At 50.3% G+C, this 23,177-nt stretch carries 18 protein-coding genes; 10 read left to right on the plus strand and 8 right to left on the minus strand.

All coding sequences use genetic code 11. The features are described from left to right. On the minus strand, positions 1-915 hold a 915-nt coding region (locus tag ACO6V1_RS11750; RefSeq protein WP_422466962.1), incomplete at its 3' end, for an ankyrin repeat domain-containing protein. A 362-nt stretch (positions 916-1,277) separates the two neighbouring features. On the opposite strand from ACO6V1_RS11750, the gene ACO6V1_RS11755 reads away from it, so the two are divergent. Continuing rightward, a complete protein-coding gene (locus tag ACO6V1_RS11755; protein ID WP_422466964.1) occupies positions 1,278-4,748 on the plus strand; it encodes a hypothetical protein in 3,471 nt (1,156 codons plus the stop codon). Between the two features lie 177 nt (positions 4,749-4,925). Here the strand turns inward: ACO6V1_RS11755 and pheA are convergent, their stop codons facing one another. The 3 genes from pheA to gyrA form a co-directional block, all read right to left on the minus strand. Beyond that, positions 4,926-6,011 (minus strand): prephenate dehydratase, encoded by a 1,086-nt coding sequence (gene pheA, locus ACO6V1_RS11760; RefSeq protein ID WP_422448311.1) that lies wholly within the window; start codon positions 6,009-6,011, stop codon positions 4,926-4,928. Beyond that, the gene (serC, locus tag ACO6V1_RS11765; protein ID WP_422466966.1) at positions 6,011-7,141 is read right to left on the minus strand and encodes a 3-phosphoserine/phosphohydroxythreonine transaminase; all 1,131 of its coding nucleotides are present in this window, start codon (positions 7,139-7,141) and stop codon (positions 6,011-6,013) included. The genes pheA and serC overlap by 1 nt, the downstream gene beginning before the upstream one ends. 123 nt (positions 7,142-7,264) lie before the next feature. Beyond that, complete coding sequence (gene gyrA / locus ACO6V1_RS11770) at positions 7,265-9,868, minus strand: DNA gyrase subunit A (RefSeq protein WP_422460787.1); 2,604 nt, start codon at positions 9,866-9,868, stop codon at positions 7,265-7,267. Between the two features lie 382 nt (positions 9,869-10,250). On the opposite strand from gyrA, the gene ACO6V1_RS11775 reads away from it, so the two are divergent. The 6 genes from ACO6V1_RS11775 to ACO6V1_RS11800 all read left to right on the plus strand — a co-directional run bounded on the left by ACO6V1_RS11775 (position 10,251) and on the right by ACO6V1_RS11800 (position 16,244). Continuing rightward, entirely contained in the window at positions 10,251-10,664 is a 414-nt protein-coding gene (locus tag ACO6V1_RS11775) for a hypothetical protein (protein ID WP_422460788.1), read from the plus strand. Positions 10,665-10,853: 189 nt separating this feature from the next. Beyond that, entirely contained in the window at positions 10,854-11,753 is a 900-nt protein-coding gene (locus tag ACO6V1_RS11780; RefSeq protein WP_422448318.1) for a hypothetical protein, read from the plus strand. A gap of 349 nt (positions 11,754-12,102) precedes the next feature. Continuing rightward, positions 12,103-12,819, plus strand: a complete 717-nt coding sequence (gene ubiG, locus ACO6V1_RS11785; RefSeq protein WP_422449556.1) for a bifunctional 2-polyprenyl-6-hydroxyphenol methylase/3-demethylubiquinol 3-O-methyltransferase UbiG — start codon at positions 12,103-12,105, stop codon at positions 12,817-12,819. A gap of 60 nt (positions 12,820-12,879) precedes the next feature. Beyond that, on the plus strand, positions 12,880-13,590 hold the full coding sequence (locus ACO6V1_RS11790) for an HAD family hydrolase (RefSeq protein ID WP_422448320.1): 711 nt from the start codon (positions 12,880-12,882) through the stop codon (positions 13,588-13,590). A gap of 49 nt (positions 13,591-13,639) precedes the next feature. Next, complete coding sequence (locus ACO6V1_RS11795) at positions 13,640-14,383, plus strand: YciK family oxidoreductase (RefSeq protein WP_422448322.1); 744 nt, start codon at positions 13,640-13,642, stop codon at positions 14,381-14,383. Positions 14,384-14,600: 217 nt separating this feature from the next. Next, positions 14,601-16,244, plus strand: a complete 1,644-nt coding sequence (locus ACO6V1_RS11800; RefSeq protein WP_422466968.1) for an HAD family acid phosphatase — start codon at positions 14,601-14,603, stop codon at positions 16,242-16,244. A 185-nt stretch (positions 16,245-16,429) separates the two neighbouring features. Here the strand turns inward: ACO6V1_RS11800 and cydC are convergent, their stop codons facing one another. Together cydC and cydD are read right to left on the minus strand one after the other, a co-directional pair. After that, complete coding sequence (cydC, locus tag ACO6V1_RS11805; protein ID WP_422448326.1) at positions 16,430-18,124, minus strand: heme ABC transporter ATP-binding protein/permease CydC; 1,695 nt, start codon at positions 18,122-18,124, stop codon at positions 16,430-16,432. Then, positions 18,114-19,928: a heme ABC transporter permease/ATP-binding protein CydD gene (gene cydD / locus ACO6V1_RS11810; RefSeq protein ID WP_422448328.1), complete on the minus strand. Its 1,815-nt coding sequence runs from the start codon at positions 19,926-19,928 to the stop codon at positions 18,114-18,116. The genes cydC and cydD overlap by 11 nt, the downstream gene beginning before the upstream one ends. A gap of 148 nt (positions 19,929-20,076) precedes the next feature. Between cydD and trmJ the strand changes: the two genes are divergently transcribed. After that, positions 20,077-20,862, plus strand: a complete 786-nt coding sequence (gene trmJ / locus ACO6V1_RS11815; RefSeq protein WP_422466970.1) for a tRNA (cytosine(32)/uridine(32)-2'-O)-methyltransferase TrmJ — start codon at positions 20,077-20,079, stop codon at positions 20,860-20,862. After that, positions 20,855-21,301 carry a GNAT family N-acetyltransferase gene (locus ACO6V1_RS11820; RefSeq protein WP_422460798.1) on the plus strand — a complete coding sequence of 149 codons (447 nt, stop codon included), beginning with the start codon at positions 20,855-20,857 and terminating at the stop codon, positions 21,299-21,301. The genes trmJ and ACO6V1_RS11820 overlap by 8 nt, the downstream gene beginning before the upstream one ends. Here ACO6V1_RS11820 and ACO6V1_RS11825 read toward each other — a convergent pair. Beyond that, complete coding sequence (locus ACO6V1_RS11825; RefSeq protein ID WP_422448334.1) at positions 21,192-21,452, minus strand: S4 domain-containing protein; 261 nt, start codon at positions 21,450-21,452, stop codon at positions 21,192-21,194. The genes ACO6V1_RS11820 and ACO6V1_RS11825 overlap by 110 nt on opposite strands. Before the next feature lie 57 nt (positions 21,453-21,509). On the opposite strand from ACO6V1_RS11825, the gene ACO6V1_RS11830 reads away from it, so the two are divergent. After that, on the plus strand, positions 21,510-22,310 hold the full coding sequence (locus tag ACO6V1_RS11830) for a type IV pili methyl-accepting chemotaxis transducer N-terminal domain-containing protein (RefSeq protein ID WP_422448336.1): 801 nt from the start codon (positions 21,510-21,512) through the stop codon (positions 22,308-22,310). A gap of 48 nt (positions 22,311-22,358) precedes the next feature. On the opposite strand, the gene mazG is transcribed toward ACO6V1_RS11830, so the two are convergent. Then, positions 22,359-23,165: a nucleoside triphosphate pyrophosphohydrolase gene (gene mazG / locus ACO6V1_RS11835; protein ID WP_422448338.1), complete on the minus strand. Its 807-nt coding sequence runs from the start codon at positions 23,163-23,165 to the stop codon at positions 22,359-22,361. Positions 23,166-23,177: the final 12 nt, after the last annotated feature.

Below are 23,177 nucleotides of genomic sequence, written 5' to 3' on the forward strand. Positions count from 1 at the left end.
GGGCTTATAAAGATAGGATTTCAGCGTCGGACCCAGCGGCAGATCCTGTACCGATTCTGACAACGGTTGTCCGGTATTTTTCCGGTGTTTAACCAGGCGCGAGCGAATAGCGGTACGGGTGCAGGCCTGAAGTGATTGGGGCTGAAAACTAACCGGCTTATTATCCGAATCGATGCTGTCAAACCTGCCGACCGCTGCCATCAGTTCGTCCATTTTGTCAATTCTGCCCATGGCCAAATGCAACGGTGTTCTCCTATTCCAATCTAGCGCCTTATAGTTGGCACCCTCAGCCACCAATACTTGTACTTTCTTGCCCGAACCACTAAATACTGCTTCATGCAGCGGGGTGTATTGTGTAGTTCTTTCCCTGGCTTCAAGATTGGCTCCCTCGGACAGAAGTACCTCCATATACCGCAAGTCGGAGCACTTAGAGATAGCCGCAAGATGCAATGGTGTCCGTTGAAATTCATCAGCAGCCTCAATATTGGCACCTGCGAACAGAAGCTCCCTGGCCGCCTCCAGTCTGTCATGATGTGTAATCGCACACATTAGTGGCGTTGCTTTATCATTATCCCTGGCCTCAATATCGGCTCCCCAAGCCAGAAGTTCTTTCACAACCTTCTGGCTACGGGCTTTGTGCAGCGGAGTTTGACCATAACAATCGCGGGCATTAAGGCAAGCACCTGCAGCCAGAATAACGTTGAGAACTTCCGGGTTTTCCGACATTACCGCACGAAATAGCGGGGTTTTGCCAGACCAGTCCCTGGCCTCAATATCAGCCCCCTGATCCAACATCGCCTTCACCGATCCCAGGTCGCCATTCCCAGCCGCCTTGAGCAGATTTTTGTCCTCCGGGGACAGTTCGTCTGCTGCGCCAAACAGAGCATTTGTAACGACTCTCAACAGTGTCATCATAACGACTTCCACATCGTCCAGTGTTTGGTTAACGCCGGGACAAGACTGCTTTCTGGATCGTCAGCTCCAGCTATTACTGCCAGGAAGACAGTCTCGTGAGGCGTTTAAGTAATGACGACTGAACTTTTTTTCTGTCCGATCGTCTAAATCATTTGTACGGCTTTTTCAGTGCTAATTCTCCAAGCCAGGCATAACAATTTAATGCAGGAGCAATTGCTGCACAGCACAGATTATTACCGGACAGCCTCCCGGAGAGTTTGGCATATTCATTATGCAGGGTGACCGAAAACACGGATTACCAATCCCTATTAACAGCCGTGTGCCGCTGGACATTGAACAATGAAAATTTTGGAGACAGTTTCATGATTAATTCAACCGGTCATCAACCGATCCCTCCATCTGATCCACCTGCCAGGCTCCCGGGATTGGCAGACCACGGGCCATCAAGCCGTTATTCGTCAATTTCCCCTTTTGCCGGAAAGCGTGTCGCCGTTGCCGGGGGCGGCTCTGAACCCATTGAGCCAGCATCATCAACATCTGCAATTGCCATATCTGCACGGAGTCTTGAATCCGGCTTTGCCTCTGACCCACTGCCTGCAAAACAACCGGGTGACTTTGTCAAATGGGGAGAGTTGGACCAGCAAATCAGAGAAAGCCTAACGTTCTTCAATGTGTATGTGTTCGCTATTTATCTGGATCTTCCGTTAAATCAATTATTTAAACTCGAGCAAAAATTTCCGAATCAGCATGATGCAACTACACCTTTTCATCTGCTGGAAGATTTTTTAACTCTGGAAAATCATAAGTTAACCTATGAACAATGGCTCATAGTGCTGGCGAATACCTCAAGACCAGAACTGGTGAAATTGTATTGTGAAAAGTCGGGTGTTGCCATTGACCAGAGTCAGTTCCTGTCTGACTGGCCTGCCTGTGTACAGGCTGCAGATAATGATGCTGCGCTAAATCACAAGCTGAATATTTTCAAGCTGATCAAGATCTTTCAAATAGAAAAACGCCCTTTTTTTTATAATATTCCGACGGCAACATTAGCCTATGCTGCCGGATACCCGGACCTGATGGATGATCAGGATATTAAACAATGCTTTGACGTAGCAAACTTTTATGTAAACACACTCCTGTTTAAGAAAATCCTGGATAAACACGGTGGGAGCATTACCACAAATGAAATAGTTAAAATAATGCACAATCCTGAGATTATGATTATCAGCTGCGCGTACCGCCTCATTGAATCGCTGAAAGGCAACACCATACCTTTTTTCCGCAGCCATAACTTAAGCTGGAATAAGCAGATTGTCGATCTGACATTCCAGGTTTCAGTGCTTGGGATAAACGCTGAACATTTGGGCCGGGCACTGGGGGTACCGTTGCATATCATCCAGAAAATTGTTGATAGAGATTATAACTTGGTAAGCAATCAAGAAATGTTCGATGATTTATTCAATCAAGCAATCCTTTGCTCACCCCGACTCACACCCGGGCACATTATCCATGCACTGCGGGAAGCAGGCAGTGCCAGTGGTTGTCGCGAAGAGTTAGAAAAATGGATAGAAAAGGATAAAAAATCAGACAAAAGGAATACATGTTTACCCTGGCTAAACGAATTCACTCCTGAAGAGTTACCTGAACTCAAACCACTCTATCGGCCGGAAGATGACAACTCTAACGGGATTGTCAGTTCGCAACCGTTGACCCTGGATTTTTTGCGTCACCTACCACTAAGCCATAACTGGTTTTTGATTGGTTTAACCATGGGGCTGTCAGGGGATGAGCTGGAAAGGATTGGTTCCAGAACGATCTTTGAAAACGGTGCGCCAGACAAAAAAAGGCTGAGCCTTGCAGCTCCGGAATTATCCCGGACACTGGTTCTAAAGAGGTTGGAAACAGGTCATCTTTACCAGGCACTGAAGATTCTGGATGATCAGGCAACACTGGCTTACTTTCCAGAGCATTCGGATGACCAGCCTGAAAAAAAATTACCCGGGAAGATCGCTAAAGCCACCAGACTGGGACAATTAATGGCCCGGGTTGTTCCTTATTTCGGTTCGGAAAGCATAAAATTTCTCAACGCTATGATGAGCACAGTTGCAACAAGTCGAATTACTTTCAAATCATTGAAAAGGCCACCCACTGTCAATCCAGCTACTGAATCGCCCCCCCCGAAGTCAGTAAAAACAGAGCCTTCCATTGTTAATGCAAACAACGTCGCCCCGATGCTTGAACGGAGTGTCATCTCCGGCACTGAATATTCCCGGTTGCCTGACACACCACTGGACGGCACTGTATACTGGAATAATTTGGGCGATAAATTTACCCGGGGCATATCACCCGAGGACCAGGTACTGTTTGCCATATATCTGGGATTTCCAATAGCCGATATTGCCAACATTTTAGAAACTGCAAGTCATCAGCAATATGCACAGGCTAACTATTTATCCCTGCCTGTCGTCAATCGACAAGATAAAGCAATCATGGAAAAACTGCTGATAACCCATAAAAAACTGCATACAATGCTGTTGGGTATTTCAAGATTTGATCTGGTTAATTTGCACTGTAAAGATTTTGGTATTGTATTTGACCAGAGTCGGCTCGGGACTCAATCGCCTCCCTTTGTAGAGACTGTTGATGCCAATGCTGAGCTGGATTATCAGCTGGATTTCTTCAAGTTACATAAGATCGTCAAAAAAGATGACTATCAGGTTTGCACAGTTCCGAAGGCAACAATTGCCTTTGCGGCCGGATATCCGGAACTGATGATGGATCAGGATCTGCAATCTATCCCAAAAAGAGTCAACCGATTTTCAACCATGATTTTGATGAAGAGGATTCTGGACAAACAAGGGGGGGTCATGACCACAAATGAGCTGGTAAAAATAATGAGCCACCCTGAGATTATGGCCATCCGTTGTGCACATCGTTTCATTGAGGCCTTAAGAGGTCATCCAGTGACTTTTAGCCTTGTAAATGAAGGCAATTTGTCTAGACAAATGCTTTGTTTGGCTAACGGAATTGCAAAGATCAAGATACCTGCTGACGCCATTGGTAATGCCCTTGGGGTGTCATTGCCAATAATCCAGAGCATTCTCAAGGAATCATTTGTTGATGAAGCCGACCATGATCAGATATACGAACTACTGCTTGCAGCAACTCATTGTCAGCCCGGGCTGCTGACTCCGGCACATATCTTATATGCTCTACGCGAAGCTGCAGGACCCAGACTGGAAGGAAAGTTAAATCGCTACATTGCAATTAACAGAAAGAAATTGTCTTTATTTCTGGAGCCCGTTCTGGAGCCCGGTTCTGAGCAGCCCCCTGTCATCAAACCACTCTATCGCCAGGATGATGACAGCTCTGTCACCACGACCAGTTCACTACCGCTAACCCCGGATTTTCTGCGCCGTTTACCATTGAGCCATAACTGGTTTTTGATTGGTTTAGCCATGGGATTACCCGTGGATGAGTTACGGGAAATGGACCAAAAGACCAGAGATAAAAATAATGAGGTTAAGCAAACGAAGCAGAGCATTGCAGCCTGTTACCTGTCCCATAAACTTGCGGAACTGGGTAAGAGGGGCGTAGAAACAGGTCACCTCTTTCGGGTATTGCACAATTTTGATGATCAGATAGCACTGCATTATTTTCCGGAGCATCTGTCAGCTGCGCCTGAAAAAGAATTACCAGTGGACATTGCTAACGCCATGGAACAGGCACAATCTGCACTCAAGTTGCTCAACACAGTTGATCAAAAAGAGTTGGAAAAAATTCTGTCTGGTTACAATCGTTATAATCAGATGGAACTAGAGTTCTGGATGTAGGCCGGAAATGCCTCCCGTGGAAATCCCCAAGTAAGGCAGGTAGCAACCTGCCCTGCACTTTGACCGCAAGCATATTTTGTGCAGGGTGGTAGAAAAGTTAGATTATAAGGCTCATCACCGGTCATGAGCCTTGGGCATTTAACCGCCATCATCCCTGCCCGCTTAATACAACAACGATCAGAGAACACCCTTGGGGTAAGAACCAAGCACACGGAGGTCATTGGCACGCTCACCCAGCTTCTCCAGCACCTTGCCAACGACAGGGTCATCCTGATGACCTTCAAAATCCACAAAAAACACATAGTTCCAGATGCCGGTTCTGGATGGGCGGGTCTCAACCCGTGTCAGGTCGATATTGTGCACATGGAAAGGCTCAAGAATCGCATGGAGCGCACCCGGCTGGTTGCGCATACTGATGACCACTGACGTTTTGTCATCACCACTGGGTGGAACCGGCTGATTGCCAATGATCAAAAACCGGGTTGAGTTATCAGGACGGTCTTCAATTTTCTCGGCAATTTTTTCCAGACCATACATTTCTGCCGCCATATCACCGGCAATGGCCGCAGAATTCCACTCACCCTTGACCCGCTTCGCTGCTTCTGCGTTGGAGCTGACCGCTACCCGCTCGGCCATGGGCCAGTGGGAGTCCAGCCACTTGCGACACTGGGCAAACGACTGGGCATGGGAGTAGATGCGGGTAATATGATCCCGCCGGGTGTTTTCTGAAATCATCATGTGTTGATGGATGCGCAGTACCACTTCACCACAGATCTTCAGTGAAGAGTCCAGAAAGCTGTCCAGGGTATGACTGACCACACCTTCCGTGGAGTTTTCCACCGGCACCACACCATAGTTGACCGCACCGGCAGCCACTTCCCGGAATACCTCATCAATGGCCGCCATGGGCACGCAAACCGCAGAGTGGCCAAAGTGCTTCAGGGAAGCCTGCTGGGTAAATGTGCCTTCCGGCCCCAGAAAAGCCACCTTGACCGGCTCTTCCAACGCCAGACAGGCGGACATGATTTCACGAAACAGACGGGCCATCTCTTCGTCATTCAAAGGCCCGTCATTTTTCTTCATGATATTACGAAGTACCTGGGCTTCGCGCTCAGGTCGGTAAAACACAGCAGAGGGGTCAGCTTCTGTTTTTACACGGGCCACTTCCCGGGCACATCGCGCACGTTCGCTGATCAGATCAAGGATTTGCTGATCCAGCGAATCAATTTGAATTCGCAACTGCCCCAACTTCTCTTCTGCCATTATCCATACCGCCGTTCAAATTCTTTCATGAAGTCAATAAGAGCAGCCACATGCTGCTCTGGCACTGCATTATAGATACTTGCCCGCATACCGCCTACTGCCTTGTGCCCTTTCAGATAACGAAAGCCTGCCTGTTCGGACTCGGCAAGGAACGTTGCATCCAGCTCCGGGTTGATCAGTGTAAACGGCACATTCATGCGGGAGCGCCACTTTGGGTCCACCGGGTTCTGATAAAAACCGGAGCCATCAATCTGAGCATACAGCTTGTTGGCCTTGCGCTCATTGAGCGCATTGATCGCTGCAAGCCCACCCTGTTTTTTCAGCCATTTAAAGACCAGACCGGCAAGATACCAGGCAAAGGTTGGTGGCGTGTTGTACATGGAATCATTGCCCGCTTGCAGCTTATAGTCCAGCACCGCAGGGCACATCAGGGAACCACGCTCCAACAGGTCTTCACGAACAATCACCACGGTAAGACCGGCCGGACCAATATTCTTCTGGGCACCGGCATAAATAACACCAAACTTGCTGACATCCAGCGGGCCGGACAAGATATTGGAAGACATATCCGCAACCAGCGGCACATCACCCGACTCCGGTATAAATGAAAACTCAAGACCACCGATGGTCTCATTGGGCGTGTAGTGCAAATAAGCGGCATCTTTACTTATCCGCCACTGGTCTTCGGCAGGCATCGCATTAAAGCCCCTGTCCTTGCCATCAGCAACAATATTCACATCCAGGTAGCGCTGGGCTTCTTTAATAGCTGACTGGGCCCAGTAACCACTGTTGACATAGTCAGCAAAAACCTTGTCTCCCTTAAGGTTCAGTGGCACCGCCGCAAACTGCCCCCGGGCTCCCCCTTGCAGAAAAAGCACCTTGTAGTTATCAGGGATCATCAACAGATCACGCAGGTCTTTTTCGGCCCCATGGGCAACCGCGAGAAACTCCTTGCCCCGATGGCTCACTTCCATCACCGAAGCGCCCACATCCTGCCAGTTCATCATCTCATCCCGGGCCTGCTGCAGCACCTCATAGGGAATCGGTGCAGGTCCGGCTGAAAAGTTATAAACCCGATGATCCAGCTGCGCCAGAACATCATTTACACCATCTGTTACACAAGACTTCACAATGACTCCCTAGCCACTAAACGGCGGTTTACCCCGGTCATTACCGACAAACTCTCTGACTCCGGGTGAGTAACTGTATCATGATGAAAAAACGCCAGCACTGGGCTGGCGTTTTTCAAACTATCAGGATTCTACCGTCCCTTCGCTGGCAATGGGATCATCCTGCCCTTCAGTCTCAAGCTCAGGCGCATCCACAGCCTCTGGCTCCTCAACGCGGGCAACACCCACCAGTTTTTCACCCTCAGAGACACGGATCAGCGTAACCCCCTGGGTATTACGACTCAGTGAAGAGACGCCATCAACCCCGGTTCTCACCAGTGTTCCCTGGTCAGAAATCAGCATAATCTGCTCGCCGCTCTTAACCTGGATAGCGCCCACGATTTCACCGTTACGCTCCGTGCACTGCATGGAGATAACCCCCTGACCACCACGGCTGGTGAGTCGGAACTCATCGACGGCAGTTCGTTTACCGTAACCTTTGGCGCTGGCCGTCAGAATCTGGGTATCTTCCTCCGGAATAATCAGAGAGATAATCCGCTGACCTTCAGGCAGTTTCATACCACGGACACCACGAGCTGTCCGGCCCATGGCACGAACGTCAGTCTCCTCAAAGCGAACCGCCTTACCACCATTAGACAGCAGCATTACCTGCTTTTCTCCGGTAGTAATTTCAGCCCCCACCAGAGTATCTCCTTCATCCAGACCCAGGGCGATCAGGCCGGAAGAGCGTGGGCGGGCAAACTGCTCCAGAGGTGTCTTCTTCACCGTACCATTGAGCGTCGCCATAAAGACGAAATGGCCTTCGGTAAACTCTTCCACCGGCAGCATGGCGGTGATTTTCTCATTCTGCTCCAGCGGCAGAATATTAACGATCGGTCGACCCCGGGAGGTTCTGCCAGCCTGGGGGATCTGATAGACCTTCAACCAATAGACCTTACCCTTGCTGGAGAAGCAGAGGATCTGGGTATGGGTGTTAGCCACCAGCATGTGCTCGACATAGTCCTCTTCCTTAACGGAAGCCGCTGACTTGCCACGACCACCACGACGCTGTGCCTGATAGGTATCCAGGGGCGTGGTCTTGGCATAGCCACCGTGGGACAGGGTGACCACCATATCCTCCTCATCAATCAGATCTTCAACCGTCAAGTCACGACGGGAGCTGGTGATCTCGGTACGGCGCTCATCGCCAAACTCATCCCGAACCTGCTCAAGCTCTTCCCTGATGACGGCACGCAGCTTCATTGGGTCACAGAGGATCAGAATCAGCTCGGCAATTTTCTCCAGCAGCTCACGATATTCAGACAGCAGCTTCTCATGCTCAAGACCGGTCAGTCGGTGCAGTCGCATTTCCAGAATGGCCTGAGCCTGAACCGGAGACAGGTAATAAAGCCCATCCCTGAGACCATAAGCCTCAGGCAGATCATCCGGACGACAGGCATCGGCACCGGCACGCTCGGCCATTTCCATCATGTGGCCGGGATTCCAACCCTTGGCAATCAGCTTTTCTTTAGCCTCCGCCGGTGTTGGCGAGTCCTTGATCAGCTGGATAACCGGATCAATGTTGGACAGGGCAACGGCCAGACCTTCCAGAATATGACCACGCTCACGGGCCTTTCTCAGCTCATAAACGGTCCGGCGGGTGACCACCTCACGGCGGTGACGGATAAAGGCTTCCAGGAACTCCTTCAGGTTGAGCAGTTTAGGCTGACCATCCACCAGGGCCACCAGATTGATACCGAACACGGACTCAAGCTGGGTCTGGGCATACAGGTTATTGAGCACCACCTCGGCATTTTCACCACGGCGAAGCTCGATCACCACACGCAGGCCATCTTTGTCAGACTCATCGCGCAGCTCGGAAATACCCTCAATCTTGCGGTCTTTTACCAGCTCGGCAATCTTCTCAATAAGGCGCGCCTTATTCAGCTGATAAGGGATCTCGGTGACAATAATGGTGCTTTTATTTTTCTTTTCATCGTGCTCGATATCGGCCCTGGCACGAATGTAGATGCGACCACGACCGGAGCGATAGGCCTGAAGGATACCAGCCCGGCCATTGATAATCGCCGCGGTAGGGAAGTCAGGACCCGGGATGTACTCCATCAGGTCATCAACCGTCAGCGCTTCATCATCCAGCAGCGCCAGACAGCCATTCACCACCTCGGTCATATTGTGAGGCGGGATATTGGTGGCCATGCCCACCGCGATACCGGCCGAGCCATTCACCAGCAGGTTAGGAACACGGGTGGGTAAAACGGCAGGAATCTGCTCTGTGCCATCGTAGTTAGGCACATAGTCTACGGTTTCCTTGTCGAGATCTGCCAGCAACTGATGGGCAATCTTGTCCATCCGGATTTCCGTATAACGCATCGCTGCGGCGGAGTCACCGTCAATGGAGCCGAAGTTGCCCTGACCATCAACCAGCATGTAGCGCAGGGAAAATGGCTGCGCCATCCGGACAATGGTGTCATAGACCGCAGAGTCGCCGTGGGGATGGTATTTACCGATCACATCCCCGACCACACGGGCAGATTTTTTGTAAGGTTTGTTCCAGTCGTTGCCCAGTTCGCTCATGGCGAACAGTACGCGCCGGTGCACGGGCTTGAGCCCGTCACGTACATCAGGCAGGGCACGACCAACGATGACACTCATGGCGTAGTCCAGATAGGACTGCTTGAGTTCATCTTCAATATTTACCGGGAGAATCTCTTTGGCAATTTCAGTCATGGAAACCCAGTCGTCCTTTTGCTTACGGCCAACAGATAGCGGTCAGCATCCATCCCAGTTCTGTGGACCAGGACACCGATAATAAAGTCTTATCCAAACAGAAAAAATGCTCTTTCCCAGAGCATCTCAATGGAATGATCGCCTAAGGTAATTGATTTTCAAAACCGCGATGTTACCACAATTCATGCCTTATCCGCGAGATACATCAATCACTTTGGGAATATGTTTTTTGCCGGTCCATCAATGGCACAGGGCGGACAACCGCTTTCAGGAAATTGTCAAAAAAGTACCAACTGGGTAAACCTGTGTTTTTTCCTGAACCGGACTAGATTTGAAGTAAGCACTGACGCTTGATACTTAAACTCAACAAAGGATTGTTACCATGCAGATAGGAGAAGAATTCCTCCGTGGAATGGGTATAGACCCGAATGTATATAACAAAGTTTCTGAGCACGTAGACTTGGCAGTTGCTTGTTCACGCAAAGTAAAGCAGGCATGGTTTGAGAATAAATGGTCTGTCGAAGCCAAAAACGAATTAAGGAACCTTGTCAATTATCTGGCTTCTGCAATTGACGATGGTACAGAAGTAAAAGAGGATGTCAAAAAAGCACTTGCCGACCGTGCCCTTCAGAATGCTGAGGCGGTAAGTAACAAAACAAAAGCAACTAAAACAGCACCTGATGAAAAAAATGAGCCTGCCGTTGTAGCGACTAAACCGGTTAAACCAGGTAATCCCGGAAAGCTGGACCCCAGTCGTCTCGCCCCCTATGAAAAAAATAACAGCGGTGACTATTGACAGCCTTAACGTTTTTTATAAACCAGGCCAGTTGAGGGGGTCGATGGAGAGATTACCATCCCACAGGCCTCAGGAGAGTTCAACGTGCAAGTCCATGTCAGCCCGGACAAGGCGGTGTATCTCCCATGGCATGGATGAGTCAGGTACTGCCCCCCGTTACTGAACCTCACCCGGAAAAGGAGATCCCCAATGAACCCCACATCAGCAAGGACTGAAGCAACAACACAGGCCATTGAGCGCTACCTGGCGGACAACCCCGGCAATGAGCCACTGAACACCCTTGGCATGACGGCGGACGGACGGATTGTGCGGTTGGCAGAGCAGGAGGAGGGCCTGCGGCCGGAACTGCACCGGGTGTTTAAACACCAGCTTGGGGCTCTGATACCTCAGATGAAACATTTTGACGATCCCTTCGGAAAACCGGTGCGCAGGGAGCGGATGGTTGAGAGAACTCTGAAGGCTGACGTGCAAACTCTGGGCGATTACCGTGACAGAATCTGGTGGGACCAGCAGATACGAAACCGGCTATCCACTTTGAAGGCAAAGTATGCCACTGAATTTTCCAAACTCGATAAGCTGACCAGATCTCACATCCAAACCTTCACCAAAGATGCGGAAACTACTGGCCCCAACTATCGTTTTGTCAACAACTTTACCCAACACCTCTGGACATTTAAAGATAACCACAAGACCGGGGAGGCTGCCAAGGCGAAAGACTTCTTTATGAGCAATGTGATTATCCATCAGTTTATGCTGAGTTTTGACACGCTCGAGTTGTTACTGGAGCTGCCGGAGGTCATTGAACGGAATTCGATAACTAATAAGAAAACTATCGATACTCTGATACAACATAAAAAAGATTACCGTTCGGATGATTTTCGAACGGCCTTCCTGGAAACGACGGACAACGGCAAGAGCACCGTTAGAGTTGCAAGGGACCTTGGACTGACTATTAAATCAATCAGCGTTACATATAAGGGACAGCCAGTGGACAGCATCAATGACCCGATTGACGGCGAGGATCTGGAGCAAAAGTTTTGTGTGAAGGTCCATGTCAGCCCGGACAAGAAGGTGTACGACTCACCATGAAGCAGGTGAACCACCTGCTGATCGCCGGGTCGGTCACTGCCGTTTATGACGTGCGACTGGTGCCACCCACCATTATCGGGGCCTCGGCACCGGGCTGGATGTAGTGGGTGCTGAAGGCAGTTGGCAGAACAGTAAAACACCGGACAGCGACATAAAGGCTGTATTTGAAGGTTCAGCCTTATCTCTTCTTAATCACATTAAATTCAGTACTGAAGTTCAATTTTTCACTCCCGGGCAACTACAAAACTCAACACTGTGGTCGGCTGCAGGATTAACGGTATAATCCGCAGATATGGCAGCCCTGACTGCCTCAATTACACTGCTTTGACGGATCAGAACAATGCCCGACATGCGCTCAGCCCAAAATGTGGACCTCGGAGAAATCGCCAAGTTTGAAGAACTGGCCAGCCGCTGGTGGGACCCGGACAGTGAGTTCAGGCCACTTCATGAGATCAATCCCCTGCGTCTGAATTATATTGATGAACGTGTTGGACTGGCCGGAAAACAAGTGATTGATATTGGCTGCGGTGGCGGCATTCTGAGTGAGTCCATGGCGCAACGGGGTGCCCATGTCACTGGTATTGATATGGGCGAAGCCCCCCTGTCTGTTGCCCGCCTGCACAGCATGGAAAGTGGTGTTGAGGTGAACTATCGCCGAATTACCGCTGAGGAGCTGGCCGAAGAGATGCCCGGCCAGTTCGATGTGGTGACCTGCCTGGAAATGCTGGAGCACGTTCCCGACCCGGCTTCCGTCATCAAAGCCTGCAGCAAACTCCTGAAACCCGGTGGACAGATCTTTTTTGCCACTATCAACCGCAATCCCAAATCATTCCTGTTTGCCATTATCGGTGCGGAATACATACTCAAACTGCTGCCAAAAGGCACTCATGAGCACAAGAAATTTATCAAGCCCAGTGAACTGACCCGGGACATGAGAAAAGCGGGACTGAATATCCATGACATGACCGGGATGACCTACAATCCATTGACGAAAGTGTACCGGCTTAACCCGAAGGATGTAGACGTCAATTACCTGATTTATGGCTCAAAGTCAGCCACCCCTTAACTGATGGCTCAGTTTCTGGCAACGAGAACCACTGCCATCCGGGAATAACCAAGAGTAACGATGATGAAAGCCATTGAAGGCGTTTTTTTTGATCTGGACGGCACCCTGCTGGACACCGCAGAAGATTTTGTGATTACCGTGAATCAAATGCTGGCAGATCACCAGCACCCGGCAATGGATAGCCATTTGATTCGGCAAAATGTTTCTGCCGGCTCACGGGCGCTGATGAAGCTTGCCTTCAATCTTGCGCCCGGCGATGAGCTGGAACAGAAAAGGGCCCTGTTTCTGCAATACTATGATCGGCATATCCAGGACCACAGTCGTTCATCATTTGCCCGGCCCTACCCCGGCATACTGTCACTGATCGGGGAACTTGAACGTCGGGATATCGCCTGGGGTATTGTCACCAATAAACCCAGACCCTATGCCCTCTCATTGATTCGGCAAATTGGCCTGCTGGAACGAAGTCATGCCATTGTCTGCCCGGAGGATGTCATAAAGCCGAAACCAGACCCGGAAGCCCTCTTTCTTGCCTGCCGACAGTCCGGAAGTTCACCGCAGCTCAGTGTCTATATTGGCGACCATATTCGTGATATCGAAGCTGGAAAACAAGCAGGCATGATCACCGTTGCCGCGCATTATGGCTACATTGCTGAGGGTGAAGATCCTGCACAGTGGGGTGCGGACCTGAATATCGACCATGTCCAGCAGCTGCACCGCTGGTTTGAACAGCACAACTGGCAAATCATCAAAGACAGGTCCCATGCCTGAGAGGCTGTTTGAAAATCGCGCAGCAAACTAAAAACCATGGAGTAACATCATGTTTTCCTACCAGGCTCCGAAAGACCTGCTGAAGGATAAAGTCATACTGGTAACCGGAGCCGGCAGTGGTATCGGCCGGGTCGCCGCCCTTACCTATGCCCGCCACGGTGCCACCGTCATTCTGCTGGGCAGAAGCACTGAAAAACTGGAAGCGGTGTACGATGAAATTGAACTCAATCAGTGGCCGCAACCAGCCATCTATCCACTAAACCTGGAAAGCGCGGGTGATATCGATTTCAGTAATCTGGCTGAAACCATTGAGAACGAATTTGGTCGGCTTGACGGTCTGTTACACAACGCCAGCCTTTTAGGTGAACTGAAACCCATCAGCCAGTTTCCCACAGAAACCTGGCTGCGCATCATGCAGGTTAATCTGAATTCAGCCTTTATCATGACCCGGGAACTGCTGCCCCTGCTCCGCCTGTCAGAAAAGGCGTCGATCATTTTTACCTCGTCCGGCGTGGGTCACCAGGGACGGGCGCACTGGGGAGCCTATAGCGTGTCAAAATTTGCCACTGAGGGTCTGATGCAAATCGTGGCGGATGAGGAAGACGGTATCAGCTCTGTGCGTGCCAACAGCATCAACCCCGGTGGCACCCGTACCTCAATGAGAGCGGCGGCGTTTCCGGGAGAAGACCCGGAAACACTCCCCACACCGGAAGACATAATGCCGGTTTACCTTTACCTGATGGGGGACGAAAGCCGGGACATCAACGGCCTGGCTTTTCATGCCCAGCAGTAACAATGCAGCCACTGGCCCTGACTGAACGTCGGGGCTCAAACAACTGTTTCAACGGCGTTGTCAATAAAAAAGAACTTATTCATCAGTACACTGAGAACAAACACTTCCATAGACTTTATTTCTTTTCGTCTATTCTGATGCGGTCATTCTTATCTCAAATAGAATTATCACAATCAGAATTATGAAAATTCGACGTTTTAAAGAAAAGAAAATGGACATGAAAGTTTTGGCCACTCTATTACTTTCACCATTACTCAGCTTACAGCCCCTCTTTGCTGATAGCGTTGATCAGAAAGCTTTAAACAACGAAGTTATCATTGCCGCAAACTGGCAACAGCATTCCGGGGAATACCGCGCTTACTTTTACCAGAGTTTTAACGGCGCAACCGATCAACTGGAAGCTCTTTTGACAAAAACGCCTGAAGGTAAAAAGCCTGCAATAATCACCGATATTGATGATACTCTGATATCAGGCACCCGTTATTTTACCAGTATGGTTGACACCCATGAATCCCGAAGTATCGAGCGGTCCAGGTTCTGGTGGAATCATCAAGAGACGAAAGCACTGCCAGGGTCCGTTGAATTCCTGCAAAAAGCCAATAGTCTGGGCATTGAAATTTTCTATATCAGCGGCCGTTTTAACGATGTAAAAACCATTACTATTAATAAACTGAAGCAATTGGGTTTTCCGGTCATCAGTGAAATAAATGTGATTCTCCAGGCAGAAAAAAACATTACCCTCAGCAAAGAGGACAAGCGCCAGCAGATCATAACAGCGGGCTACCACCCGATCATGCTGTTTGGTGACCAGCTGGACGATCTTGGTGAGGTAGTTAAAGGCCTCTACCCTGAAAAGAAAAAGTGGGTCAGTCAGCATCAGGATAAACTTGGCAGCCAGTGGTTTATTCTGCCAAACACCGTTTATGGATTCTGGGAAGAAGCCATCAGCAAAGACTACCGAACACTGAGCCCGGCAGAAAAACACCGGGTTCGCATCCGCCAGGTTAACGACACAGAGTTACCAGTGCCTATTCCCGAGAGCTACCGGCAGCATATTATCATGGCCGATCTCTGGGTCAGGAAATCTGCTGATTTCAATGCCACCGCTATTCAAACTTATAACCTGGCCAGCAAGGCTCTTGAAGCCCCTGAAAACCGCTACGCCACTGATCGGGCAATTATTGTTGATATTGATGGCACGCTGATAGACTACCCTCCGAATCATTTAATCCCACCTCTTTGCAAAGCATTCCCTGAACCTGAAGCGAAGATGAGGAACTACGAAAAACAGCTTCAATCCACCTCCATTCCCGGTGCCAGAGAGTTTTTAAACAAAGCGGCAGCCCTGGGTTATGAAATCTTTTATCTAACGGCCCGGGAGCACTCTTCCGGCCGTCCGGGTCATAAAGGGGATGTAGAAAACTTCACCTTAAAACAACTGGCTGCCAATGGATTCCCCAAAGTTACTCAGACCAATTTGCTGAACCGCTCCAAATATTGTCCGGTCAATAAAAAAAGCTGTGATAAGGAGCACCAGCGAAAAGCCATTATGTCCGGAAGGATCAATGGAAAAAAATACGATGTCAGACTGTTTGTCGGTGACCTTCTGGATGACTTTGATTTAAAAGAGCAAGGGTTATCCCCTTTTGACCGGGCTTCCGTTGAAAAAACCAGAAACCTGTACGGAAGAAAATATTTTATTATTCCCAATCCGGTCAACAAAACCTGGATGCGGCATTACTATTCACAGATTGCAGGAAAAGATATTTGCCAGTTGAGTGATCAGGAACGTTCTGATATTCGCAGAAGCTTAATAAAAGATTGGCCTGAAAAAGATCTACATAAAGCGGCACAGCGCTAGAGCACAGCGCTAGAACATGGTTTCAATGTAATTGATGGTTCTTTTATTGCCCCCCAAACTCCGTTCGTCTTGAGCGGAGTCGAAAGGCCTAAACTCCATACCCTGAATACTGTGCCAATCACCCTTCGACCGTGTCAGGGTGAGCGGAGATTGTACACATCAAACTCATCGACCAGGGTTTGTCATTACCATTTAATCAAACTGCCATTTTCCATTCGCAAGACCTGATCCATCTTTCCCAGGGCCGTTCGCTTATGGGTGATCATAATGATGGTACTGTCTTTGAATTGCCCTAAAACGGTATCCATCAATACCTGTTCACTGTGAACATCCAACCCTTCCCCCGGCTCATCCATCACCAGTACCGGGGCCGGTTTCAGCAAAGCCCGGGCAATGGCCAGACGACGCTGCTCTCCACCGGATAAGGCAATACCGCCCTGCCCCAGCCAGACATCCAGCAAATCACCATTATTCTCCCTGGCAGCAACAAGCCTATTCAGACCTGAATCGTTAACAACTGTTAACAGCTGCGCATCCGTTGCTGCTGGTGCAGCCAATAGCAGATTCTCCCTGAGCGTGGCACTGAACACGTGCGTTTTCTGGGGAACAAATGTGATGGCCCGGTAAAGTGCCTGTTCTGACAATTCCTGAATCAGCTGCCCATCCAGTAAAATCCTGCCACCAGAGGGCTCCAATCCACGGTTCAATAACTTGATCAGCGTTGATTTACCGCATCCGGTTTTACCAAGCAGAGCAATATGGCTGCCTGCAGGAATGTGAAGTGACAGCTTATTAATGACTGGCTGATTATTGGCATCGCTGTTATTGACATAGCTACAGGAGACCTCAGTAAACTGAATCTCACCTTTTAATACTTCTCCGGTTGCCTTTTCTGGAAATACAACCACCGGCGACTTCACCACCTGGCGCAAACGACTGGCCGCCTGTCGTGTATGACTGAGAAACTGAAAAGCAACAGGCAATGGCATCAGCGCTTCAAAACTGGCCAGCATTCCAAACACCATCATAACCATAACCGGCCCACTGAACAGGCCTGCACTCATCTCACCACTGGCGATATACAACACCAGTAATGCCGCCGCACCGGAGCTGGAAACAAACAGGGCGGAGCCGAAGCCTTCCATCACTGCCATGCGGGACTGGTCGGCAACCAGTTTCTGTTCCGATTCAGCCATCGTGGTACGGCTACTGGCATCACTGCCATAGATCTGCTGTTCCGCCATACCCTGCAGATAATCCAGTACCTCCTGACGCAAACGTGCCTGCCTGACACCCATTGACTCCCCGGTCCTGCGACCCAGGACATAAAACAGCAACGGCATGGAGATAATCCAGAGCATCATCACCAGCAACACCACCATGGCCACCGCAACACTGAAAAAAGAGATAAACAGTGAAAACAACAGAGCAACACTCACAGCAGACAGCAATGGGCTGACCAGCCTCAGATAGAGCTGATCCAGGGCATCAATATCAGCCACCAGCCGATCAAGCAGCTCACCTTTACGGTACTGTCCGAGCTGCTCTTGGGAGAGCGGAATCAATTTACTGAAAAACCAGCTGCGCAGGCCTGACAACAGCCGGAACGTGGCATCATGGCTGACCAGACGTTCTGCATAGCGGGCAGCGGTACGGGCAATGGAAAAGCCCCGAACGCCTGCCCCCGGAGTAAAGAAGTTAAAGGTCTGGGCCGTGGTAAAGGTCAACCCGGCGATGGCGGTGGCAGTGATAAACCAGCCGGACAGTGAGAGCAGGCTGAGGCTCGCCAGCAGGGTAACGATTGCCAGCAGAATTCCCAATGACAGCATCCCCAGGTGCTGACGGTACAATTTCAGGAAAGGCCACAGGTCATTCATCATCCAGACTCCCCTGATTACGATGCATACTGATAAACTGCTGATACTGAGCACTTTGCCTCGCCAGCGTTGCCGGAGAGCCGTCAGCCACCAGCCTCCCTTTTTCCAGCAGCAGGATCTGATCCATCGCCTTGAGCTGGCTGATTCGATGGGTAATGGTGATGACCGTGCAATCGTCAGGTATGGCATCCAGGGCATCCAGCACCAGGCTCTCACTGACCGAATCCAGGCTGGCTGTCGGTTCATCCAGAATTAATAACCGCACCGGCAATACGAGGGCTCTTGCCAGGGCAATCCGCTGGGCCTGACCAACCGACAGGTTACCGCCCTGCTCTTTAAGGACACTGTCCAGCCCATCCGGCAGGTTTGCCAGAATATCCATACCCTGGGCCCTGGCCAGGGCGTCGAGGCACTGTTCACGGGAAACTGCGCGTCCAAAGGAAATATTGTCATAGACGGAGCCATGGATAATCAATGGCTGCTGGCCCAACCAGGCAATCGCTTTACGCCAGCTGTCAAGCCGGGTATCCGCCAGCGATTGCCCGCCTGCCTTTATTTCACCCCGGTAGTTCCAGAAGCCCATCAGCGTATTGATCAGCGTTGTTTTACCGGCACCGCTGCTGCCAATAATACCGACCCGGGTTCCGGGTTCGATCTTAAACGACAGACGATCCAGTAACAGTGGCTGTCTGTTGTCTGATGCGTTTGTCGGCAGCGGGTTAACTGTGGACTTTATGGTTGCCGACACGGATAGCTCTTTTACCTCCAGAGTCAGCGGCATTGCCTCTGGCAAAGACAACCCGCCATGGTGTGCCTCCGATTCTTTCCGGGATAATATGTCCAGAATCTCTTCCGTCGCACCCACCGCTTTGGCCCTGGCATGATAATAGGTTCCCAGCTCCCGCAGCGGCTGATAATACTCAGGAGCCAGCAGCAACAGAAACAGCCCGGTATACAGTGTCACTTCACCACCAAAGGTAATATGACCCAGAAAACTCATCCCCAGAAACACCGCCACCAACGCAATGGACACCGAAGCAAAAAACTCCAGCACGGTTGATGACAGAAAAGCCAGGCGGAGTACCTGCATGGTCTTAATTCGAAAGTCTTCACTGGCATCGGCTAACTGTGTTTGTGCAAAACTTGTTCGCTGAAAGAGTTTCAGCGTTTCCAACCCTTGCAGCCGATCCAGAAAGAAGCCCCCCAGGCGTGAGAGTGCCTGAAAGTTTTTCCGGTTAGCCTGTGCGGCTTTCATTCCTACCAGAACCATAAAAACCGGAATCAGTGGCGCTGTTCCCAGGAAAATAATGCCCACTACCCAACTTCGTGGGAAAGCAACCACCAGCATAATGGCCGGTAACATTACCGCCAGAGCCATCTGAGGCAGGTATCTGGCAATAAATTCCTGAAGCTCTTCCACCTGTTCAACAACAATTGCCGACCAGCTACCGGCAGGCCGCTCAGCAATCACCAGCGGCCCAAGGCGACGTAACTTATCCAGCAATAGTTTACGCACTTCTACCCGAACACAGGCACCTGCCCGAAAACCACAAAACTCACGCCCCCAGGTGCAGGCACCACGGGCAACAACCAACACCAGAACCCGGAAAAAATCGTCCGTCAGCATCTCCCGGGTGGCCCCCTCCATCACCAGCTGATGGATCATTCCTGCCATGATTGAAGCCTGAATAATCAGCAAGACGCCATTGAGCAAACCCAGGCCCATGGAGATCAGCAGCCAGTGCCGGGCCGACCCGATCTGCCGTAACAACCAGCGATAGGCTTGCTTTTGTGTAGTTTGACTCATCTTTTCAATGTATTTCCCGGACTACTGACCACTGCGGCGCATTGTACATAACTCGATCGGTACTCACCACGAAGACTGGTTTTCAAGTACTTTCGCCCCCTATAATTACGGGTCAAATTTATTTTGTGGTTCAGCTCTTGCTAAAAGAGTGTCCAAAAGGACAGCCTCTTCTGTTATTCAACCATTGGTCACCATGCTTCAAAATATTCGCATCATCCTTATCAATACCTTCCACCCCGGCAACATAGGCTCCGCTGCCCGGGCCATGAAAACCATGGGCCTGAGTGACCTCTGCCTGGTGACACCGCAACGATTTCCCGCACCGGAGGCGGACTCTATGGCGGCCGGCGCCCTGGATGTGCTGGAAAACGCCCGGGTCTTTGACTCACTGGATGAAGCCATTGCCGATTGCGCCCTGGTCATCGGCACCAGTGCCAGAACACGCACCCATTCGTTTTCACGCCCGATGCTGGGGGCTGAAGCGTGTGCGGAGAAACTGCTCTGTGAATCCCGCCAATCACCCGCTGCCCTGGTATTTGGCCAGGAAACCATGGGCCTGACCAACAGCGAACTGGAAAAGTGCCACTTCCATACCAGTATTGATGCAAATCCGGAGTACCCGGTACTTAATGTTGCATCAGCCATTCAGATTCTCTGTTATGAGATCTTCAAGGCGTCGCTGAATAAAGAGAACCACTGGCACGGTGAAACACCGGAACAGGAATACCCTCTGAATCAGGAGCTGGAAAAGTTCTACGAGCACCTGGAAACCACATTGACCGACATCGATTTTATTATTCAACAGCACCCGGGACTGGTCATGACCCGGCTGCGTCGCTTGTTCAACCGTGCCCGCCCCGAAGCCAAAGAGCTGAATATGTTGCGGGGTATTCTGGGAGCCGCCCAGAAAGCATCCGGAAACAGCCGTGACTGAGTGTGCTGTGCATACCGTTGAGGAACTCAACCCCATTGCCTTTCCCCTGGTTAACCGCTTTTTTAAAGAGAACGGGCACAAGGGAAAAGCGTCGAGTGAGGAGCGGGTCTGGGTAGCCCGCTGCGCAAAGGGAAACATTATCGCTGGCCTGAGGGCCAGTCCAAAATCCGACGGTTATCTGCTGAGAAGCGTCCAGGTCGCCAGCAATGCCCAAAGAAAGGGTATTGGCTCGTTCTTTTTGAGCGAAGTCCTGAAGGATCTAAACGCTGTCAACTGCTGGTGCTACCCCTATGCTCACCTTGAACTTTTTTACCAGAGAGCAGGCTTTTTCAGCCCGGAGCCGACCAGTGTACCTTCTGATATCCTGGATCCTTACCTGCGGTACCGGCAACAGGGGCACACTTTCTTATTGATGGCCCGTTGCCCGAAGCAGGCCTGAAATTTCTTCGTCCCGGAGCAATCGATGCTATTTGATCAATATGCAATCCCGGCCTGCCATTAACCAGCACACACCCGCTTTCTATCAGTCGTGAAGCCTCCCGCCGTGAGCAATAACCAGCATCCGCAATAAACATGGAAAGGCGAATCATAAGTAATTTTCGGGTATTATCCGCCTTTTAAATCAATAACAATTCATAGATACGGATATGTTAAATCAGATTTTCAAGATTTCAGGACTACTCAGCATCCTGTTCACTCTGGTCATAACTTCACTGCCTGCAGCGGCAACCATCAATGATGCAGAAGCCATTAACAAGGCAGGTCGCCAGCGAATGCTCAGTCAGAGGATCGCTAAAAGTTACATTATGATTGGCTCCGATGTAAATCCGGATCAAGCGACAGCTGACCTGGATACCAGTATGGCGCTGTTCGAGCAGCAATTTCTTGAACTTATGGATTACGCCCCTGACGATAAGATTCGCAACAGCTTGAATGATGCCGCCATCACCTGGCAGGAGTTCCGTTTAAAAGTCCTTGAGACCCCAACGCGCGAAAAAGCATTGACCATTCTGGCACTGAGTGATGAACTTCTGGCCCGCAGTGAAACCGTGGTTAAAGCCATTACTGAACACGCCGGACATAAAGCCGGTCAACTGGTGAATATTTCCGGCCGACAGCGAATGCTCAGTCAGCGTATCGCCAAACTCTATATTACCCGGGCATGGGGCGTTAAGGATCCGTCGGTTGATCAATCTTTGGATCTGGCCATTGATGAGTTTGGCAGCGCACTGACAACGCTCCGTCAATCAGAGTTGAACTCCAGCGATATCAAACAAAAGCTGGCGAAAGTCCAGAGCCAGTGGGACTTTACCAATGCCGGATTCAAAATCAGTCACCAGGGCCATTTTGTTCCAACCATGGTCTCAGTAACAACCGAATCGATTTTGAAAAAAATGAACGACCTGACCTACGACTATGAACAGCTAATGATAAAATCCAATGGCTGACAGAACATAACCTGCCTCCGGTTAACAACGGAGGCAGTTTCTCCAGTCTCATTGTTTACACTGCTGCCAGTAGCTCTCCATCTCTTCCAGCGTCAGCTGTTCAAAATGTTCCTCATGTTCCGTAGCAAGAGCTTCCATTTTCCGGAACCGATGGTCAAATTTATGGCAGGCCTTACGCAATGCCATATCGGCATCAACACCGAGGTGCCGGGCAAGATTGACACAGGCAAATAACAGGTCACCCACCTCTTCCGAAATCCGCTCCTGACTTTCACTTCTGGCACCACGGATTTCATCCAGCTCTTCGTAGATCTTGTCAAATACCGGCTCTGGCTCCGGCCAGTCAAAACCCACTCTGGCCGCTGCTGCCTGAATTTTTTCAGCACGCTGCAAGGTTGGCAGCATTGTCGGCAAATCATCAGGCATGGCTGAGTGACTCTTTTTGGGGCCTTTCTGTTTTTTTTCTTCGGCCTTTATTTCCTGCCACTTCTGCTTGACCTGTTCAGGCGTCAGCTGTTGCCCGGTAGCAAACGACTCCAGACTTCCATCAGGAAAGACATGGGGATGTCGGCGCAGCAATTTTGCCAATATCCCCTCACTGATGTCGGCAAAGTCAAAAAAGCCGTTTTCTCTGGCCATCTGGGCATGGAAAATCACCTGAAACAGCAGGTCACCCAGCTCTTCTTTCAGGTTGTCGTAATCTTCCTGCTCAATGGCTTCGGCAACTTCGCAGGCCTCTTCCAGTGTATAGGGGGCAATGGTGGCGAAGGTCTGTTTCAGATCCCATGGACAACCATGTTCTCTATCTCTGAGTCTGGCCATCAAAGTAATCAGATCATCAATGGAATGTGACAAACCCGGCTCCTG

Source organism: Endozoicomonas sp. ALC013 (assembly GCF_049310205.1).
In the GTDB taxonomy this organism is placed as follows: domain Bacteria; phylum Pseudomonadota; class Gammaproteobacteria; order Pseudomonadales; family Endozoicomonadaceae; genus Endozoicomonas.

Coding starts and splice junctions, on each gene's coding strand:
- ACO6V1_RS11800 (WP_422466968.1), top strand. CDS start 14,601: ATGAAAGTTTTGGCCACTCTATTACTTTCACCATTACTCAGCTTACAG.
- ACO6V1_RS11780 (WP_422448318.1), top strand. CDS start 10,854: ATGAACCCCACATCAGCAAGGACTGAAGCAACAACACAGGCCATTGAG.
- gyrA (WP_422460787.1), bottom strand. CDS start 9,868: ATGACTGAAATTGCCAAAGAGATTCTCCCGGTAAATATTGAAGATGAA.
- ubiG (WP_422449556.1), top strand. CDS start 12,103: ATGCGCTCAGCCCAAAATGTGGACCTCGGAGAAATCGCCAAGTTTGAA.
- ACO6V1_RS11795 (WP_422448322.1), top strand. CDS start 13,640: ATGTTTTCCTACCAGGCTCCGAAAGACCTGCTGAAGGATAAAGTCATA.
- ACO6V1_RS11775 (WP_422460788.1), top strand. CDS start 10,251: ATGCAGATAGGAGAAGAATTCCTCCGTGGAATGGGTATAGACCCGAAT.
- ACO6V1_RS11755 (WP_422466964.1), top strand. CDS start 1,278: ATGATTAATTCAACCGGTCATCAACCGATCCCTCCATCTGATCCACCT.
- cydD (WP_422448328.1), bottom strand. CDS start 19,928: ATGAGTCAAACTACACAAAAGCAAGCCTATCGCTGGTTGTTACGGCAG.
- ACO6V1_RS11830 (WP_422448336.1), top strand. CDS start 21,510: ATGTTAAATCAGATTTTCAAGATTTCAGGACTACTCAGCATCCTGTTC.
- ACO6V1_RS11825 (WP_422448334.1), bottom strand. CDS start 21,452: ATGATTCGCCTTTCCATGTTTATTGCGGATGCTGGTTATTGCTCACGG.
- pheA (WP_422448311.1), bottom strand. CDS start 6,011: ATGGCAGAAGAGAAGTTGGGGCAGTTGCGAATTCAAATTGATTCGCTG.
- cydC (WP_422448326.1), bottom strand. CDS start 18,124: ATGATGAATGACCTGTGGCCTTTCCTGAAATTGTACCGTCAGCACCTG.
- ACO6V1_RS11790 (WP_422448320.1), top strand. CDS start 12,880: ATGATGAAAGCCATTGAAGGCGTTTTTTTTGATCTGGACGGCACCCTG.